Raw genomic sequence first — 17,649 nt, forward strand, 5'->3', positions numbered from 1 at the left:
GATCACCATGAACGGTTCGAGTCCGTCATCGCAGCCGCCTCACGCCGCTCGTATCCCCTCGAACCTGGAGCAACCCGATACCGTCGTCGGCCGATTGACCGCTCGGCAAGCCATGTTGCTGGCCACCGCTGGGTTGCTGCTGTGGTTGCTGTTCAAGGTCGTCGGCGACCACCTCTCGCCCGTCATCTTCGGCGGCTTGGTACTTCCGTTGGTCGCGGCCTGGAGCGTGATCGTGCTCGGCCGCCGCGACGGACTCTCGCTGGACCGCTGGTTGCTCTCGGCCTGGCGCTACCGCCAGACCCCGACCCTCCGCACAGCCCACCGGGGGCCGGAACCACCCTTGCCGGAAGTCGTGCACCCCGATCTGGCGGCCATGGCCCCACCGCTTCCCACCCCACTGCTCCTGCCCGGTAGCCGCATCGCCTCCGACGGTTGCATCGACCTGGGACGGGAGGGCACGGCGACGCTGGCGGAGTGCAGCGGAGTGAACTTCGCCCTCCGTACCGCCGAGGAGCAGCGTGCGCTGACCTCCGCGTTCGGCCGGTGGCTGAACTCGCTGACCGCACCGGTCCAGTTCACCGTCCGCGCCCGTCGCATCGACCTCACCCGTACCGCGACGCAGATCGAGGAGGCCGCGCCGGCGTTGCCCCACCCCGCCCTGGAACAGGCCGCTCGCGACCACGCGGCCTATCTGGCCCAGCTCTCCACCACCTACGAGCTCCTGGGCCGGCGCATCGTCCTCACCACTCGCGTGGCCGGTTCCAACGCCGAAGGCCGGGCGGCCCAGCACCGGGAGGAGGCGGTACGCGCCCTGGCCGCCGCCGATGTCTCCGTCACCGCCCTTGACGGCGCCGAGGCATCCCGCCACCTGGCCGCCTGCTGCAATCCCAGCGACCTGGACTGCCCGTCATGACCCCGATCATCCAACGCCTGCGTACCACCTTCGACACGAGCGGCCTCGCCCCACGCCTCCCCAGCAGTGAGCGCGAGCTCGCGGCACCTGGCGGCGGGACGGCGGGCTGGGGCCCTGAGTCCGTACAGCTTCGCCCTCGCGTGATCGCCGTCGGCGACGACCTCGCGGCCACCCTCCTCGTCACCGGCTATCCCGCCGATGTCGTCCCCGGCTGGCTGGAGCCCCTGCTGGCCTATCCGGGCCGTCTGGATGTGTCCCTGCACATCGAACCGGTGCCGTCAGCGGTTGCGGCCGGGCAGTTGCGCAAGCAGCGCGGGCGGATCGAATCCCGCCGCCGTATGGACCACCGCGAGGGCCGTCTGGAGGACCCGGAGACCGAGGCGGCCGCTGAGGACGCGCTGGAACTCGCCCATCGCATCGCCCGAGGTGAGGGCAAGCTCTTCCGCGCCGGCCTGTACCTGACGGTGCACGCGGACACCGAGGACGAACTGGCCATCGCCCTCTCCGAGGTACGGGCGCTGGCTGAGTCGATGCTGCTGACCTGCCAGCCCGCCACCTGGCGCAGCCTGCAAGCCTGGATCACTTCCCTGCCCCTCGGCCTGGACCAGCTCGCCGCCGCCCGCACCCTGGACACCGAAGCCCTCGCCGCCGCGTTCCCCTTCGCCTCACCCGACCTGCCGGCCCAGGCGACCACGGGAGCCGGCACGGCCGTGCTGTACGGGCTGAACACCGCCTCTGCCGGGGTGGTGATGTGGGATCGCTGGGCCCAGGACAACCACAACTCCATCACCCTGGCACGCTCCGGCGCCGGCAAGTCCTACCTGACCAAGCTCGACGTCTTGCGGTCGTTGTACAGCGGCACCGAGGTGTACGTGATCGACCCGGAGGACGAGTACACGCGCCTCGCTGATGCCGTCGGCGGCACCGTGATCAGTGTTGGCGCGGAGGGTGTGCACCTCAACCCGCTCGACCTCGCCGCCAGTACAGCCGGGGAAGACGCGGTGACCCGGCAGGCCCTGTTCACGCACACCTTCTGCAACGTCCTGCTCGGTGATCTGTCCCCGGAGGAGAAGGCGGTACTGGACCAGGGGATCCTGGCCACGTACCGCACCGCCGGAATCGCCAGCGACGCTCGCACCCACAATCGCCCGGCCCCGCTGCTTGCCGACCTCGCCGACGCCCTGCGCACCCTGCGGGGGACGGGCCCGATGCTCGCCGACCGGCTCACGCCGTACATCTCGGGCAGTCACGGCGGCCTCTTCAACGGACCCACCACGCACCGCGTTGGCGGCCATCTGACCGTCTTCAACCTCCGTCACCTGCCTGAAGAACTCAAGGCCGTCGGCACACTGCTCACCCTGGACACGATCTGGCGACAAGTGACCGACCCGACCAGGCGGCGGCGCCGACTGGTCGTCGTCGATGAGGCATGGCTGCTCATGGCCCAAGGAGCCGGTGCCCGGTTCCTGCAGCGCCTGGCGAAGTCCGCCCGCAAGCACTGGGCCGGCCTGGCCGTGGTCACCCAGGACGCCGGCGACGTCCTGTCCACTCCACTCGGGCAGGCGGTAGTGGCCAACGCCGCCACGCAGATCCTGCTGCGCCAGGCACCCCAGGCCATCGACGCCGTCTCCGAAGCCTTCCATCTCTCGGCCGGAGAGCGCGAGTTCCTGCTCGCCGCCCCACGCGGCGAAGGGCTGCTGGCTGCCGGTCGGCACCGCATTTCGTTCCGGTCCCTGGCCTCGGACACCGAGCACGCCCTCATCACCACCGGCCTTGACGATGCTCCGGGCCCGGTCCCCGCCGCACCGACAACGTGACGTACCGATGACTCTCAACGCCATTGCTACGCAGGGGCTTTTGGTCGACTTCTTGCTCGACCCCCTCGGCACCCTGACGGCCATCGGCCACACCGCATGGCCCGTCGTCCGGACCTGGCTGCCCCTTCTCGCAACGTTCCCCGCCATCCCGCCGGTGCGCGCCTGCCTGCGTCGATGGCGCTCCGTACGGATGGCCCGCGGCGCCCAGTGCATCACCATCGCCGCCCCACCCGACGTCGACCCACGCGGCGCCGAGGCCCTGTGGGCCAACCTGGCCGGCCTCGCCCGCCCGTGGTGGCGACGCCCCGCCGGTGGTCAACCGCACCTGGCCTTCGAGTACGCCTTCGACACCGACGGCTGTCACATACGGCTCTGGCTCCCAGGCTCGGTGCCCCATGCCATGATCAGCCGCGCCATCGAAGCCGCCTGGCCCGGCTCCCACACCCGCATCACCGCCCCGCCCCCACCTCCCCTCCGCACGACCAGCACCCACGCGACCACTGCGGGGACGCTCCGGCTGGCCCGCCCCGACGTCCTGCCCATCGAAGCCGACCACCCCGCCGACCCGCTGCGCGCCCTCCTTGCCGCCGGCACCGCCCTCGTCGGCGGCGAACAGCTCCTCATCCAGATCCTCGCCCGCCCAGCCCTCGGCGGTCGGGTGCGCCGCGGATACCGGGCCGCCCGCCGCTTCAAGGCCGGCCGCTCAGCCAGCCGCGCCCTCGCCCTCCTGGACTGGCTCACCCACCGACCCGCACCGGGCACCGCCCAGCGCTACGACGCCCGCCACGCCGCCGAACAACGCGCCATCGCCGCCAAACTGGCCGGTCCACTGTGGGAGACCGGCATCCGCTACCTCGCCACTGCCCCGGCCAAGCTCCCCGGCGCACGCTCTCGGACCCGCGGCAGGGCCCACGCCGCAGCCTCTGCCTTCGCCCTCTACGCCGGTCGCAACTGGTACGCCCGCCACCGCTTCCTCCGCCCCCTCCCGCGCCTGACCCGTCGCGCGTTCCCACCCCGCGGCGACCTGCTCTCCGTACCGGAACTGGCCGCTCTCGCCCACCTCCCGCACGATCCCACCGCCCCCGGCATCACCCGCGCGGGCGCCCGCTCCATCACCCCACCTGTGACCGTCCCCGGCCCCGGACCGGACGCCAAACCGCTCGGCGCCGCCGACACCGGTCCCCGCCGTCCGATCGCCATATCCGTCCCCGACGCCCGCCACCACCTGCACATCATCGGCGCCACCGGCTCCGGCAAATCCACCCTGATGGGCAACCTCGTCCTCGACGACGTCCAAGCTCACCGCGGCGCCGTCGTCATCGACCCCAAGGGCGACCTCACCACCGATCTTCTCGCCCGCCTGCCCGCCGAATTCGCCGAGCGGGTCGTCCTCCTGGACCCGGACGACGCCGCTGCACCGCCCTGCCTCAACGTCCTGGAAGGCGATGCCACCGAAGTCGTCGTCGACAACCTCGTCGGTATCTTCCGTCGCATCTTCTCCGCCTTCTGGGGCCCACGTACCGACGACGTCATGCGCGCCGCCTGCCTCACCCTTCTCCACCACGGCGCTGCCACCCGCACCACCGTCACCCTCGCCGACGTCCCCGCCCTCCTCGTCGACGAACCCACCCGCAACCTCATCACTGCCGGCCTCAATGACCCAGTACTCAAAGGCTTCTGGAGCTGGTACTCCACCCTCTCCGAGCCCTCCCGCGCCGCGGCCATCGGTCCCCTGATGAACAAGCTCCGCGCCTTCCTCCTGCGCGATTTCGTCCGCAAGGCCATCGCCGCAGGCCCCTCCACGTTCGACCTCACCCACGTGCTCGACGGCGGACTGTGCCTCGTCCGCCTCCCCAAGGGCGTCCTCGGCGAGGAAACCGCCCGATTGCTCGGCTCCTTCGTCGTCGCCAAGACCTGGCAGGCCGCCGCCGCCCGAGTCCGCACCACCGAGTCAGCCCGCGTCGAGGCCGCCCTCTACATCGACGAGTGCCATAACTTCCTCACCCTCCCGTATCCCTTGGAGGACATGCTCGCCGAGGCCCGCGCCTACCGCCTCTCCCTGGTCCTGGCCCACCAGAACCTCGCCCAACTTCCCACCGACCTGCGCGAAGGCATCTCCGCCAACGCCCGCAGCAAGCTCATCTTCAACGCCTCACCCGAAGACGCCCGTGCCCTGGAACGCCACACCTTCCCCGCGCTGACCGCCCACGACCTCTCCCACCTCAGTGCCTACCAGGCCGCCGCCCGCCTGGTCGTCAACGCCGCCGACAGCCCCGCCTTCACCCTCACCACCACACCCCTGCCCGAACCGATACGCGGTCGGGCTACCGAGATCCGCCGTAGGGCCCGCGCCATCCACACCCGCCACCAGCGACCCACGACCGCGCCGACCACCGGACTGCCGGCCGACCCCCGCAGCCACACCTGACATCCGCACCAGGAGGCGCCGTGCCCAACGCCCCTGAACCCCAGCCGCCGTACGTCCGCCGCACCGTACGCCTCCACCCCCAGCCGGAACCCGCTCGCCGCACCCAACGCCGCCCCGGCGACCTCGCCGCCCGCCTCACCGACCGCGACTGGTGGCTGCTGGCCATGCTCTGCGAACACCGCGTCCTCACCAGCCACCACCTCACCGCCCTCGCCTTCCCCGGCCACCGAACCGCCCTCCGCCGCCTGCACACCCTCACCACGTACGGCCTGCTCGACAGCTTCCGGCCCTGGCTCCCACCCGGCGCCGGCTCCGCCCCCGACCACTACCTCCTAGCCCGCACCGGCGCCGAACTCCTCGCCACCCGCCACAACCTCCCCCTCAAAGACATCGACTGGAGCCCTCACCACCTGGAAGCCACCGCCTACTCACCCCGCCTGGCCCACACTCTTGGCACCAACACCGTCATGACCGCCCTCACCGCCCATGCACGCCACCACCTCCACCACGCTCTCCTCGCCTGGTGGTCCGAACGCTCCGCCGCCCGTACCTGGGGCACCTGGGCCCGCCCCGACGCCTACGCCCGCTGGCACGACGGCACAACCACCTGCGACTTCTTCCTCGAATACGACACCGGCAAAGAACAACTCGCCCGCGTCGCCGCCAAACTCACCCACTACGCCCGCCTCACCACCGCAACCGGCATCACCACCCCGGTCCTCTTCCACCTCCCCACCGCCACCCGCGAAACCAACGTCCGCACCGCCCTCGCCCACGCCGCAGCTCGTCTCAACCCGCCCGTCCCCGCCGCCACCACCCACCCCGGCGCCGGACACCCCGCCACCCACGCCTGGCTCCCCATCGGCACTGACAGCCCCCGCTGCACGATCACCGAACTCGCCCCGCCGCCCTCAACAGGCCCCGCACCAGAGACCACAACAGAATCCGCCCCGGGGCCCGCTGAAGCACCCCCGAGGTGGACTCCGCCGCCACCCATACCGCCCGCCGTACCCCGGTGGCCGCAATGAACATCGCCGTACGAGCCGCCATCGGCGTGGCAGCAGCCGTCCTCGCCCTCATGGCGATCGTCACCGCAGCTGTCACCGCGATCTTCAACCAGTTCACCGGCGCCGGCCTACTGGAGGGGCTCTTCGGCCCCTCTGCCGTATCAGCGACCGCTCGCAGCGATATCCCGCCCCGCATGCTCGCCCTGTACCAGCGCGCCGCCCCCACGTGCCCCGGCCTCGACTGGTCCGTCCTCGCCGCCATCGGCAAGGTCGAGACCGACCACGGTCGTCACCCCACCATGGTGTCCTCAGCAGGTGCCGTCGGCCCTATGCAATTTCTCCCGTCCACCTTCGTCCTCTACGCCCACCCGATACCGCCCGGAGGCAAGAAGCCACCCACTCCCTGGGACCCCACCGACGCCGTCTATGCCGCCGCACGCCTCCTGTGCGCCAACGGTGCCCGCCACGGCAAAGACCTCTACCGCGCGATCTACGCCTACAACCACGCCGACTGGTACGTACGCAAAGTCCGCGCCCAGGCCAAGAAATACGCCACCACTCCCACACTGCCCGCCGGCCGACCCGCCCTCAAAGCCATCGCATACGCCCGCGCCCAAATCGGCCTCCCCTATATCTGGGGCGGCAACGGTCCCGCCGCCGGCCACGCCGGCTTCGATTGCTCCGGCCTCACCCAAGCCGCCTACCGCGCTGCCGGTATCCGCCTCCCACGCGTTGCCGAAGCCCAGTACCACGCCACCCCCAAAGTCCCCCGCGGGCAGCGTCTCCGCCCCGGCGACCTCGTGTTCTACGGCCGCCCCGGAAACATTCACCATGTCGGTCTCTACATCGGCAATGGCAAGATGATCGACGCCCCATACACCGGCGCCCGCGTACGCATCGAGCCGTACCGCAAAAATGACTACTGGGGTGCCACCCGCCCCGTCAGGCTTTCGGGCCGGTAGGTGGCGCCGGGTGCGCACCACCGTGACGACGCCATTGCCGCACGTGGTCTGCGGTGTTGGGCAATCCCTTCGGCGTACGGGAGAGCGACGACGTCGTTGTCTCGCCACTGATCAATGAAAGTGCTCTTGACCAGGCTCGACGCCGCGCTTGACTTCGTCCCTGAATGGAGGGTCCATGGTCGTCGAGCCCGATCGGGACCACCGCGATGCGCACGCGCCCCGACGGCCCCGCGACCGCTCTGTCCGGTCGCACCCCGGCCGGGGACCTCACACCTCCACGACACGCTGGAAATGAGGACCCCACAATGTCCGAGACCCCGAACACCAACGTCCGTGCCCTGCACGCCGTACCTGACCCCGATCCGCAGCCGCTGGCCGGCCTGACCGGCGCCCCGGCCGCGATCTACACCGAACTCTTCAGCCTCACCGAGAAGGCCACGGTCGCCGAACTCGCCCTCGCCGCCGGGCTGGGGCGCTCCACTACCGGCAAGGCCCTCGCTACCCTCGAAGACCACGGCCTGGCCGTACGCGAACCCGGCGGACACCGCGCCACCGGTCGCGTCCCCGACCGCTGGTCCCTCGCCCAGCCGGACACCCCCGCTGGGCCGGAGGCCGACGGCGTGATCGACAGTCTCGCAGGCGACACCACCCCCGACGACTCGCCGGCGCTTGTCGAGCAGCCCAACACCTCGGCGGAGTGCAGCGTCCCCAATGAGGACACGTCCGAAGCAACCACGTCTGAGAACCCGCCGGGTGATCAGCACGGGCCTGACGAGGCCGGGGGCAGTGCCAGTACGCCCGCACCCGAGGTCGCGGATCTAACGGCACCTGCACGCAGCAGTCACAAGCGACGGCTCGAACCAGGAGCTCTGCGCCAGATGGTGCTCGCCCACCTGGAGGCTCACCCCGGGGTTGCATTCACCGCGACCCGGATCAGCCGAGTCATCGAGAAGAGCTCGGGGGCCATCGCCAACGCTCTCCAGAAGCTGGTTCACCAGCAGCTCGTCGAGCAAGTGACCGACCGGCCGCGCACTTTCCGCCTGGTGACAACGGACGACGGAGCCCAGAAGGCACAGTAACCACGTGCCTTGCGGGCCGGGCCCCCAGTGGGTGTCCGGCCCGCAGCGGCTTTTTTGCGGTGGCGCACCATGTCGCCCGTGATGACTTGGTCGATCTGCGCTGGTTTCTTCATGTCGGTCGGGGTGAACGAGAGTTCTTCGCTTGGTTCGGTGATTGGTTTTCGCTTGTGTCGGAGGTCAACGGGCGTACCCCTTTCGAGCTGGCCGGGTGCCGTCGCCTGCTTTGCTGCTATGAACGGAAGGCTGAGCACTTCCTCGCCTTCGTCGGCATCGCCTCAGCATTCATCAGCTACCGCAAACTCACCAACTGAAATCATGACAAATCCGATGTGTAGCCATCGCATGCACGTGTTGTTGAGAGCGGCACTAACTGCCGCAAAACGATGTTTGGCTTGCTGATCAAGAGGCTGGTGTGAGGCATCAATCGGCGCACGCAGATTGTGCACTGGCGTCCTCATAGACGGCGCGGAGCTCTACGGCGGTACGAGGCCCACCGATGAGCGGCGAGCACAGGCGTTGTCAGCCGCACTGGCCGCGCGGGCAGGGAGCGAGACTGCATTGGGTGCGGATCCTCTGAAGTGAAGCGTTGGGGGCGGTCCCGTAGCGGGGAACCAGGCAGAGGTCTGTCGGCGGGCAGTGCTGTAATTCGGATGGTGAAATCGCTGCTCTTGGTGTCCGTCGTGCCGACGGCTGGTATTTGGCTGCTGGGGCGGCGGGCGAAGGTCCCCGCCAGGATGCTGATCGTGTTCGTGCTGGCTGGGTGGCTGGCGGTAGGCGTCGACGGGATTCTTTCGCAGCGAGCACACGGGTCTCTGTTTCCTGAGGCTTCTCCGTGCTACCGCACTGGTACTGCGATCACGCAGTACTTTCCGCCCGACTCTTTCTGCCTGCACGATGATGGGGATTGCGGACGGTCAACGGGCCGAACGGCAAGTTCGTCTTCTGGACTGCCTTCGGCACTGCCGTCGCCGTGCCGGGGATTGCCCCCATACGACGTCGTCTATGGGCCTGAATCCTTGACGGGAGCAGATCTTTGAACGGAGGGTCGCCCGTGCTGCGCCACACCGTAATACGCCGTGGCGGGGAATACCCACGCCGGAGCAGTTCAAGAAGATGGTGTGGCCCCGGTCCGGTTACGGCGACCGGCTGGCCTCTGGTGACAAGGCCAAGGACGCTACGGTGCCTCCCGCCACCATGCCCGAACACTAGGTGCCGCCTCCGCGCGGACCGCTGGTCGCCAAGTTAGCGCGCTGCCGCACGGGCCCGGGCGAACGCATGGCTCAATGGGCTCGATAGGCTCCCGAGCATGGCGTTTACGAACGGGGAGGGGCCCACAGCGGGAGCTTGGCCGCTGGGGCAGGATGCGCGCGGTGTGCTGCAGGGAAATCCGGTGCAAGACGTGGGCTGGCAGGCGCCCAGCGAGGTCGAGCGGCAGCTGTACGAAGCGAAGTTGCGGGACAACTGGGCTGGATACTTCGATGTGCTGGCGCGTACGTATCTGTATTTCATCGAGTCGCGTTCATGGAAGGACGCTCATCCCGGCCGGGTGCACTTCAGTCCGTACTGGAACCCGCAGCTGCAGGCCAAGTGCCTGGCCCTCTACACAGAGGGCATGCTACCCGCGCCCGACGGCGGTGACTTGGTCTTCAGCTCCAACTACCTGGAGTGGTTCGCCGAGGTATGGCCAGAGAGCCGCGGACAGTGGATCGCGGTCAATCCGGGCAGTCCCTGTGAGGCGTACTTCCCCACCACGCCCGAGCACCGCGCGCTGTGGCAGCGGCACACCGCACCAGTGGAAGGCTCCCCCGACCGGCAGCGCGCGCTCCGCGCCCTGAGCGTGGGCGGGCCACTACAGGGACCGGTGGCCTTTGGGCTGGCCTGCGGAGCGCCGCTGATGGTCAACAACCGCGAGCTGTGGAACGCGATGGCGTACCACGGGACGGGCTACTCCGACGAAAGGAAGAGCCTTGCTCGGTGGTGGGGCATCACTGACCGTGCTGGGTGGCAGGATGCGCAGCACCGTCTGCTCAACGCTGACATGGTCAGCTCCGTCTGGGAGTTCGCGCTCGGCGTCCGGCGTTCTCTCGCGCTGGACTTCGCAGGGCCGGTCGAGGTGGATTACTGGAAGCAGGTGGCCGGACGCGCGATCCGACAGAAGGCCGAAGCGCGCGCGGCCGAGGTCCGGGTCAGCCCCGAGGGCGTAACCAAGGCGGATCCGGTCGATGAAACCGAGGTGGCAGCCCAGGTTGCGGGCGTGCAGCGCCTGATCGGGCGGATCGCCCGGTATGAGGCGCGGTTCCGGGCGGACGGGCTTCTGGCGGAGGGCCGATTCGTGCGCACAGTCGAGGCGTGGGATTACGGGCGGGCGTCCTGCATGGCTCGTTGGGGTCTGGCCGCCCGGTACGGCACGTTGGAGGAGGCCGAGCAGGCAGTGGTCCGCGCTGGCCGCATGGTGGCGGCCAACTACCGTTCCTGGGAGGACTTCGCCGCCTCGTTCATCCTTGGGCGCTGCCTCCACTTCGACGACGAGGACTTCGGCAAGTGGTACGAGGAAATGGTCACCGTGCACCGCATCCTCACCACCGACCCTGCCAGCCCATGGCTGAACATTCCCTGGAAGTGACTCCGGTCGCTGAGCCAGCGGACGCCAAACTGGAACCGCCCAGGGCGCATCGGGGTGGGGTCCTTTGTAGAGCTGGGAGTCTATGCCGGGCTGGTCGAACATCATGCGATGTAGGGCGGCAGCAACCGGTGTGCCTCGGCCGCGAGCTGCTGCGCCCGCGGGTTCAGGCGACTGGCGATGGATCGGAGTTCGGTGACGAGCCGGTCCGCGGCCAGCACGCCGTGCGTGCTGGCCGCGGACGACTTCGCCACCCGCCGGGGCCAGACGTACTCCACCGTCTTGGCTTGCGGAGAAGCCCATCGCGTGGTCGACGTGCTGGCGACGCGCGACGCGGGGCCGCTGGGCTGCGTGGCTGGCCGCCCACCCGGGCGTGGAGATCATCTGCCCGGGACCGGGCGGGCGCCGACGCTTGAAGGGGCACGGATCGGCGCCCCCGGCGCGCTCCAGGTCGCGGACCGTCGGGCAGCCCCGTGCTTGGGGCGCCCGTGGCGATCTGTGCTTCCTGCCAACATGTACTTGACGATTTTGAGATTATGGCGGTGACGTAGGGATGCCACAGAGCGAATCCGGGCAGCGGTGGTTGGCAGAGACCAACGGCCCCGTGTGCCAACCTGCCTCCCATAGCACTCGGCGTTCGGTGCCCACGGCCGAGTGGGAACGTGCGCTGCAGGAACATGATGAATTCGAGATCCACCCGGCCGCGCAGCGCTTCCTGGCAGAGTTCGGAGGGCTATACGTCCCGGACCGGGGCGCCGGCATCACCATGCGCCGGATGGAGATCGGCGAATTGGCAGGTGCCGAGCTCTACCCTCTCGGCACGTGCTCCCGCCGCAACTGGTACCTCGGTATGGCACCGACCGGTGCGGTTTACATCGGCAGGGACGACGTGCTCCTCCTGGCGGAGAACGGCGACCAGGCACTTGAAAAGCTGGTCGAGGGAATTCGGTAGCGCGACTGATGTTCTTCGAGTCGTAAGGGAGCACAGACCTTACAACTGGGCATTGCGATGGTGCCCTCGAGATGCAGGAGATCCGGGCAGCGGTGGTCGGCAGAGACCGGCCGGGTGCTGCGGAAGGCGGGCTGGTACGGAGCAATGCGCGTCGGAGCAAACACGATCCCAGCCGCCGCGGCGGGTCGACGTCAAGATCCAGCCGAAGCGCATCGTGAACACCAAGTCCGCGGTTCCCGCCTCCTCTGGATCCTCTACCATGAAGCGGGAAGTCGAACTGTGCGTTTTCAAGTACGGCTGCTATGCCACGCTGCACCCGTGGGCCAAGGTGAAGGTCTACGGCACCGGTAAGACCAAGTACGCGGGAAGCGGCGTCTAGGGAGAGAAATGAAGTCGCTCGTCGGGACGATAATCGCCATCGTGGCATTCTTCATCCTCATCCTGTTCGTTTTCGGGTCAGGGTTCGGGGCCCTGGAAATCTCGGTATGGTTCGCCTTCGTCGCTGCCCTTGTGATTGCCATCCGAGCCAACCGTAAGAAGCCTTCTCAGCCCTGAGCGACTTCACGGTTTCTCCGTAGGGGTGAGCGTAGAAGAAACTCCTCACCCCGCCTGCACAGAGGAGCAATTTCGAGGGCCTGTACCGCCTTCACGCGGTACAGGCCCTCGCCCGTGCTGCAACGCCCTGCCCCGGGGCGAACACGGTGATCTCACGTCGCAGCGCAGAGAGCTGAAGGTCACGGTCTGTGTTCCCGTCCCTCCTTACAGCGGCTGACACAATGAGGTGGCTCCGCCCTGGATCCCGTGCCCGGGGCGGTAGTTGAGCGTTCGGTCCGGGTGTGGAGAGTGTGCCGTGGATCGTGTCGGATGAGCTGTGGAACCGCCTGGAGCCGCTACTGCCGCAGCGCACGCGGCGCTTCCGGTTCCCAGGGCGTAAGCCGTTGCCGGACCGCGAGGTGTTGTGCGGGATCTCGTACGTGCTGCACACCGGGATCCAATGGAGTACCTGCCCAGGGAACTGGGCTTCGGCTCAGGCATGACCTGCTGGCGTCGGCTGCGAAACTGGAACGAGGCCGGCATCTGGCAGCGCCTGCACGAGGTGCTGCTGGCTGAGCTGAACGCAGCCTCACGGCTGGACTGGCCCCGCTGTGTGGTCGACTCCTCGCACGTCAGGGCCTTAAAAGGGGGCAGCACACAGGCCCGTCGCCGGTCGATCGCGGCCGGGCCGGCTCGAAACACCACCTGATCACCGATGGGCACGGCACCCCGCTCGCGGTCCTGCTGACCGGTGGCAACCGCAACGACGTCACGCAGCTGCTACCACTCCTCGACGCGATCCCGCCCGTACTCGGCCGCATCGGCCACCCCCGACGCAAGCCGGACTCGCTGTTCGCCGACCGCGGCTACGACATCTACCGCCACCAGGTCCGCGACCGAGGCATCGTGCCCGCCATCGCCCGCCGCGGCACCCGCCACGGCACAGGGCTCAGCACAGGGCTCGGCACCTACCGCTGGGTGATCGAGCGAACCTTCGCCTGGCTCCATGACTTCCGGCGCCTGCGGACCCGCTGGGAACGACGGGCCGACATCCACGAAGCATTCCTCAAGCTCGCCTGCTGTTTGATCACCCACCGACAGCTCAGCTCATTGTGTTAGCCGCTGTAAGCCCTCCACAGGCCCAGGCTCACTCTTCTCCATGCGGCAGCAACGCGGCCGCCCAGGGCCTGCCACGGCCCTCCCCGCCGGAGACCGAGCCCTCCCACACGGCCCCGGGGCGGCCATTGGCCGGCTCCTGCGGGCGGCCCGCCGTCGTGAGCACCCAATTCTGATCACGGAGAGTATGTAATATCCCTCCCAACCGGTCGTCCTGAGCAGCTGCGCGACCGGTCCATGCGCCGGAGGGGGACACGCCGATCTTGCGGGAGCCCCACTTTGCGTACGCGGCCTGTGCCGGAGCGGCCTCGGGCCCGGCGAACAGCAGCCGCACGAAGCACGCACGACGAACAACAGCACAGCCCGGCCGACGAGCGGCGGGCTGGGGACGACCACGAACGGCCGGCAGGCACGAACGACACCAGGGACCGGAGTCCAGTCAGGCCTCGATGGCGTCGATATCACCGGCGTTGACCAGGGCTCGCCGCAACACCTCGGTCTCAGTCGGGCGTTCACCCTCGGGGAGGGCCGCGGCTGCCTGCAACAGGGTGCGGGCGTGCTGGCGGATCTGCGCTCCCGTCCATGCGGAGCCGGAGCGGCCTACCAGAGCTGCGGTCAGCAGCAGCGCCTCGGGACTGCCCGGATGGCCGGCGGCGCGCTCGGCGACGGCGCTGATGCTGACGAGGTCTGGGGTGTGCTCGGCGCTGGCCAGGGTCAGGGAAGCCCACACCGCATCCTCCAGCGCGGTGTTGGCGAAGGCGCCGGCGCCGGCCAGGGCACCGGGCGGCAGGTCCGCGGCGAGCGCCGCCCGCCACAGGATGGTCACCGCCTCCAGGGTCGGCCGGTCGGCAGCCCGGCGGGCGCTGGCCCGTGAGAGGTTCACGCCTTCGTTCCTCAGCGCGGACCGTGCCGGGGCGAGGCGGGCGGCCAGCATCTCCAGCAGCCACGAGGCCGCCCTCGGGCCGCCGGGGCCTGCCGCGATCCCGGCGAAGACGCCAGCCGGGTCACCGAGGAAGTCCGGGTCGGCGACCAGCGCGTCGGCCAGGTGCTCGGCCAGCCCTCCGTTCCCCGTGCGTACGGAGGCCAGGAGCTGCGCACGGTCCAGGGCCGCGAGCAGCGAGGGGTCAGGGGGTCCCCAGCGCAGCCAGGCGGCGGCTGGTGAGGGGCGGTTGTCGTCGGGCGCCAGGGCGTAGAGCGCGGCGCGGTGGTCAGCGGTGAAGTCCGGTGCGTGGCGGTGCAGGAGTGGCAGGTGTCTCCCGATGGCGGTGGCGACCGCCTCGTGGTGGCCGGAGGCGGTCAGGGCGCCGGCGATCAGGTCCAGGGTCTCCCGCGGGATCGCGCCAGCGGTGCGGGCCTGGTGGGCGGCGTACTCCAACAGGCAGTTCAGCGCCTGCACGGCCGGCTCCGAACCCAACAACGGCCGCTGGCCGTTTGCGTTGCCGGCCGTCGCGGTGCTCCGCTCCCCCGCTGCGGCCGCGGGGCGGGTAAGGGGGCCGGCCAGGAGGTGCAGGTGGGCCAGGGCGGCGGGCAGGACGTTGCCCAGAGGACGGTCTTCCTGCCAGGCGTAGGTGAGCAGGAAGAAGACCGCCTCGTCGGCGAAGGGCAGCACGAGCGGTGGGGGCTGCTGCGCCGGCCGGTCGTGTTCGCTGGGCTCGGCTGCGGCGGAGCGGCGCAGTTCGATTGCCGCGGTGACGGCTTGCGGCAGGCTCTGGCCGGGCAGGGAGGCGGACTGCGCGGCCGCGGCGAGGTAGAACGCGCGCAGCGAGGGATGTGTGAGCGTCTGCAGTACCGCGGGCACGTCCTCCGTCCAGGGTCCCGGGTCCTCGTCCAGGAGGCGCTGCAGGACCTGGGCGTAATCGTCGGCGCCGGCATCGGGGGCCGCGGCCAGCGCGGCGGCCGCGGTCAGCAGCCCGGCCTCGGCGGCCAGCTCCCGCACGTCCTGGGCCTCCATCGACGGTGCGCTCGGCGCCGGGGGCGGGCTGGCGGGTATGCGCGGGTTGGCCGGGCCTGTGCCCTTGAGGTGGTGCAGTTTGGCCAGCAGCGGCTCCCAGCCCGCCAGCACGCGCGGGGGTAGGACCGGTGACCAGTCCCAAACCCGCAGCCAGGACGCCAGCGGCTCGGCCGTTCCGTCCACCTGCGTGGTGCCGGCCGGCAGCAGCCGCTCCACCTCCGGCGCGGCCGGCGCGGGCCCCAGGGCGGTGCGGGCCGCCTGTGTGAGGCCGACGACGGCGTCGGCCGGGCAGGCGCGCCACATCTGCTCCACCAGGCGGGCCGGTTCCGGGTTGGGGCGGTTGGCCAGTAGCCGCGGCAGCAGCTGGCGGGCCTGCTTCCACCACTGCTCCGTCTCCGACTCGCGCAGGCTGGGCGGTGCGGCCGGCTTCCGCACCGGCGCCGTGCGGGAGCGGGTGACACCAACAGCGGCCGGCCGACGGGCGGACAGGTGCGCGGCCAGAAGGCGGTCGTGCAGCCGCTCCTCTACGCCGGCGAACTTCTTCCAGGCGTGGGTGCGCTCGGCCAGCGGCACGCCGGCGGCGGCGTCGGCCGCCGCCAGGTCCAGAACCAGGCGGGCCAGACGGGGCCCGTCGAACGCGGCCGGCTCCTCGATGCGCACGCGGTCCAGGTCTGCGTGAAAGACGATGTGCCGGGCGGCCAGGGCGAACTGCTGCACATCGCGGCGCAGCAGGCCGGCGGCTGCCGCGCGGATCATGCGCACCCGCGGGTGCGGGGCGCCGGCCGGGCCCGCAGGGTAGGCGGTGCGCAGCAGCTCCTGTACCAGGCGCACGACCTCATAGTGCGGCAGCTGGCGCGCCAGGGCGCGCACCACGGTGTCCCGGCCCGGCTCATCGACCCTGTCAAGGAGGTCGGCTTCTAGGTAGTCGCGGGCGGCGGGCGAGGGGCGGATACGGCGGAAGCGATCGAGGGTGTGCTCGGCGTCGACGGTGCCGGCCAGCAGCTGCTCGACCACGACAATCCAGTCGCCTTCACGTTCCCCCGGTGGCAGCGCGCACGCCCAGGCGGCCGCCAAACGCAGCATCTCTGTCTCCTGGAGGGCGTCCGACTCCGTCGTGTCGACAGTCTCCTGGGCGAGGATGGCGCGTACCTGGGCGGGGGTAACCAGTGGCGTATCGCGGCCGGCCAGGCGCAGCACCGCAGCGCGGGCCGGGCGGCCGGCGGCGGCAACCGCTGTGGCGTGCTGGGCCAGCCAGGCGCGCGCCGCGTCAGGTGCCGCGTCGGCGAGGTGGGTGAGGTAGGGGCCAGCCGGCCAGAGGCCGCCGGCGGCCGGATCGGGCATCAGCAGGTGCGGCGCGTGCGCGGCCAGGGCCTCCAGCCACGCCGGGGCAGGAGTGGAGCGGAAGAAGTAGCTGGTGGCGCGCGGGTCCGCCCAGCGGGCCAGCTCGGCCGCCTCCGCCTGGCCCGGGTGCTTAAGGGCGGTCAGCTGCACCACGCGAGCGGCGCGGCCGGGCAGCGGCACCAGCAACTCCCGGGCGGCGGCCAGGACCTCGGCGTACAGGCTGGCCGCGCGGCCGGCCTCGGCGACCGCACCGTGCAAGGTGCTGGAGGTCTGCCCATAGACCTCTCCCCACACCTCCAGTGCCGTGTGCTGCGCGGTGCCCAGCTTGACGCCCATCAGGCGTTCGGCGATGCTGGCGGCCCGGCCCCGGTGGTAGCCGCCCGGCCGCGCCAACTGCCCGCGCAGCACCTGAGCTGCGGCCTGTACCCGCTCCCAACTGGCCCGCCTGCGGCCGGCGTCCGGGTCCAGGTCGCCGGCGGCCGTGCGGTCGGCACGCGCACCGCTGGCATGCGCGGTGCCGTGCGCGGCCGTGCCCTCAACGTTCAGGGGGCACGGCACCGGCGCCGACGGCGCCCCGTCGGCTTCCGCGGGGCCAGCCGGGCCGGGGCAGGCATCCACCGCGTCCAGCAGGCCGACAGCCGCGGACTTCAGCCCCACCACCACCGGCGCACCCGGCAGACTCAACAACGCGTCCGCCGCGCCGCGCAGGCACGACTCCGCAACCTCCGCCGACCGCTCAAGACCCGCGCCGGCCAACACCCGGCGCGCATCTCGCAACAGCCCCAACGCCCGTCCACCCGGCTCCCCCTGACCAGTCAGGGCCGCGGCGAGCACCTCATCAACCTCCGGCAGCGGCTCACAGCCAGCCACCGATATCCCCTCATCCCTCACCCACCACACCGTAGAACCCTCCCGCCGACCACGGGGAC

Annotated in this window: 11 protein-coding genes and 2 pseudogenes; 11 read left to right on the forward strand and 2 right to left on the reverse strand. The window is 70.4% G+C overall.

Features of this window, described 5'->3' with window-relative positions; translation table 11 throughout:
* The first annotated feature begins 7 nt into the window (after positions 1-7).
* The 8 genes and pseudogenes from AB0I82_RS04095 (at position 8) to AB0I82_RS04130 (ending at position 10,829) form a co-directional block, all read left to right on the forward strand.
* Positions 8-913, forward strand: coding sequence for a PrgI family protein (locus AB0I82_RS04095; protein WP_363255490.1), 906 nt, complete (start codon positions 8-10; stop codon positions 911-913).
* Positions 910-2,730 (forward strand): conjugal transfer protein TraC, encoded by a 1,821-nt coding sequence (locus AB0I82_RS04100; RefSeq protein ID WP_363255491.1) that lies wholly within the window; start codon positions 910-912, stop codon positions 2,728-2,730. Before AB0I82_RS04095 ends, AB0I82_RS04100 begins: the two co-directional genes overlap by 4 nt.
* Before the next feature lie 40 nt (positions 2,731-2,770).
* Positions 2,771-5,158 (forward strand): type IV secretion system DNA-binding domain-containing protein, encoded by a 2,388-nt coding sequence (locus AB0I82_RS04105; RefSeq protein WP_363255492.1) that lies wholly within the window; start codon positions 2,771-2,773, stop codon positions 5,156-5,158.
* 20 nt (positions 5,159-5,178) lie between these two features.
* A complete protein-coding gene (locus tag AB0I82_RS04110; RefSeq protein ID WP_363255493.1) occupies positions 5,179-6,186 on the forward strand; it encodes a replication-relaxation family protein in 1,008 nt (335 codons plus the stop codon).
* Positions 6,183-7,127: a bifunctional lytic transglycosylase/C40 family peptidase gene (locus tag AB0I82_RS04115; protein ID WP_363256065.1), complete on the forward strand. Its 945-nt coding sequence runs from the start codon at positions 6,183-6,185 to the stop codon at positions 7,125-7,127. The genes AB0I82_RS04110 and AB0I82_RS04115 overlap by 4 nt, the downstream gene beginning before the upstream one ends.
* Positions 7,128-7,432: 305 nt before the next feature.
* Entirely contained in the window at positions 7,433-8,206 is a 774-nt protein-coding gene (locus AB0I82_RS04120; protein ID WP_363255494.1) for a helix-turn-helix domain-containing protein, read from the forward strand.
* Between the two features lie 200 nt (positions 8,207-8,406).
* Positions 8,407-8,517, forward strand: a pseudogene (locus AB0I82_RS04125) (IS5/IS1182 family transposase); the annotation flags it as partial.
* A gap of 995 nt (positions 8,518-9,512) precedes the next feature.
* A complete protein-coding gene (locus tag AB0I82_RS04130) occupies positions 9,513-10,829 on the forward strand; it encodes a DUF1266 domain-containing protein (protein WP_363255496.1) in 1,317 nt (438 codons plus the stop codon).
* Between the two features lie 101 nt (positions 10,830-10,930).
* Here the strand turns inward: AB0I82_RS04130 and AB0I82_RS04135 are convergent, their stop codons facing one another.
* Complete coding sequence (locus AB0I82_RS04135; protein WP_363255497.1) at positions 10,931-11,104, reverse strand: hypothetical protein; 174 nt, start codon at positions 11,102-11,104, stop codon at positions 10,931-10,933.
* A 362-nt stretch (positions 11,105-11,466) separates the two neighbouring features.
* Between AB0I82_RS04135 and AB0I82_RS04140 the strand changes: the two genes are divergently transcribed.
* The 3 genes and pseudogenes from AB0I82_RS04140 to AB0I82_RS04150 all read left to right on the forward strand — a co-directional run bounded on the left by AB0I82_RS04140 (position 11,467) and on the right by AB0I82_RS04150 (position 13,431).
* A complete protein-coding gene (locus AB0I82_RS04140; protein WP_363255498.1) occupies positions 11,467-11,778 on the forward strand; it encodes an SUKH-3 domain-containing protein in 312 nt (103 codons plus the stop codon).
* Positions 11,779-12,165: 387 nt separating this feature from the next.
* The gene (locus AB0I82_RS04145; protein WP_363255499.1) at positions 12,166-12,333 is read left to right on the forward strand and encodes a hypothetical protein; all 168 of its coding nucleotides are present in this window, start codon (positions 12,166-12,168) and stop codon (positions 12,331-12,333) included.
* A 262-nt stretch (positions 12,334-12,595) separates the two neighbouring features.
* Positions 12,596-13,431, forward strand: a pseudogene (locus tag AB0I82_RS04150) (IS5 family transposase).
* Positions 13,432-13,867: 436 nt separating this feature from the next.
* Here the strand turns inward: AB0I82_RS04150 and AB0I82_RS04155 are convergent.
* Entirely contained in the window at positions 13,868-17,590 is a 3,723-nt protein-coding gene (locus AB0I82_RS04155; protein WP_363255500.1) for a hypothetical protein, read from the reverse strand.
* Between the last annotated feature and the right edge of the window lie 59 nt (positions 17,591-17,649).

This window comes from Streptomyces sp. NPDC050315, from assembly GCF_040655775.1.
GTDB lineage: Bacteria > Actinomycetota > Actinomycetes > Streptomycetales > Streptomycetaceae > Streptomyces.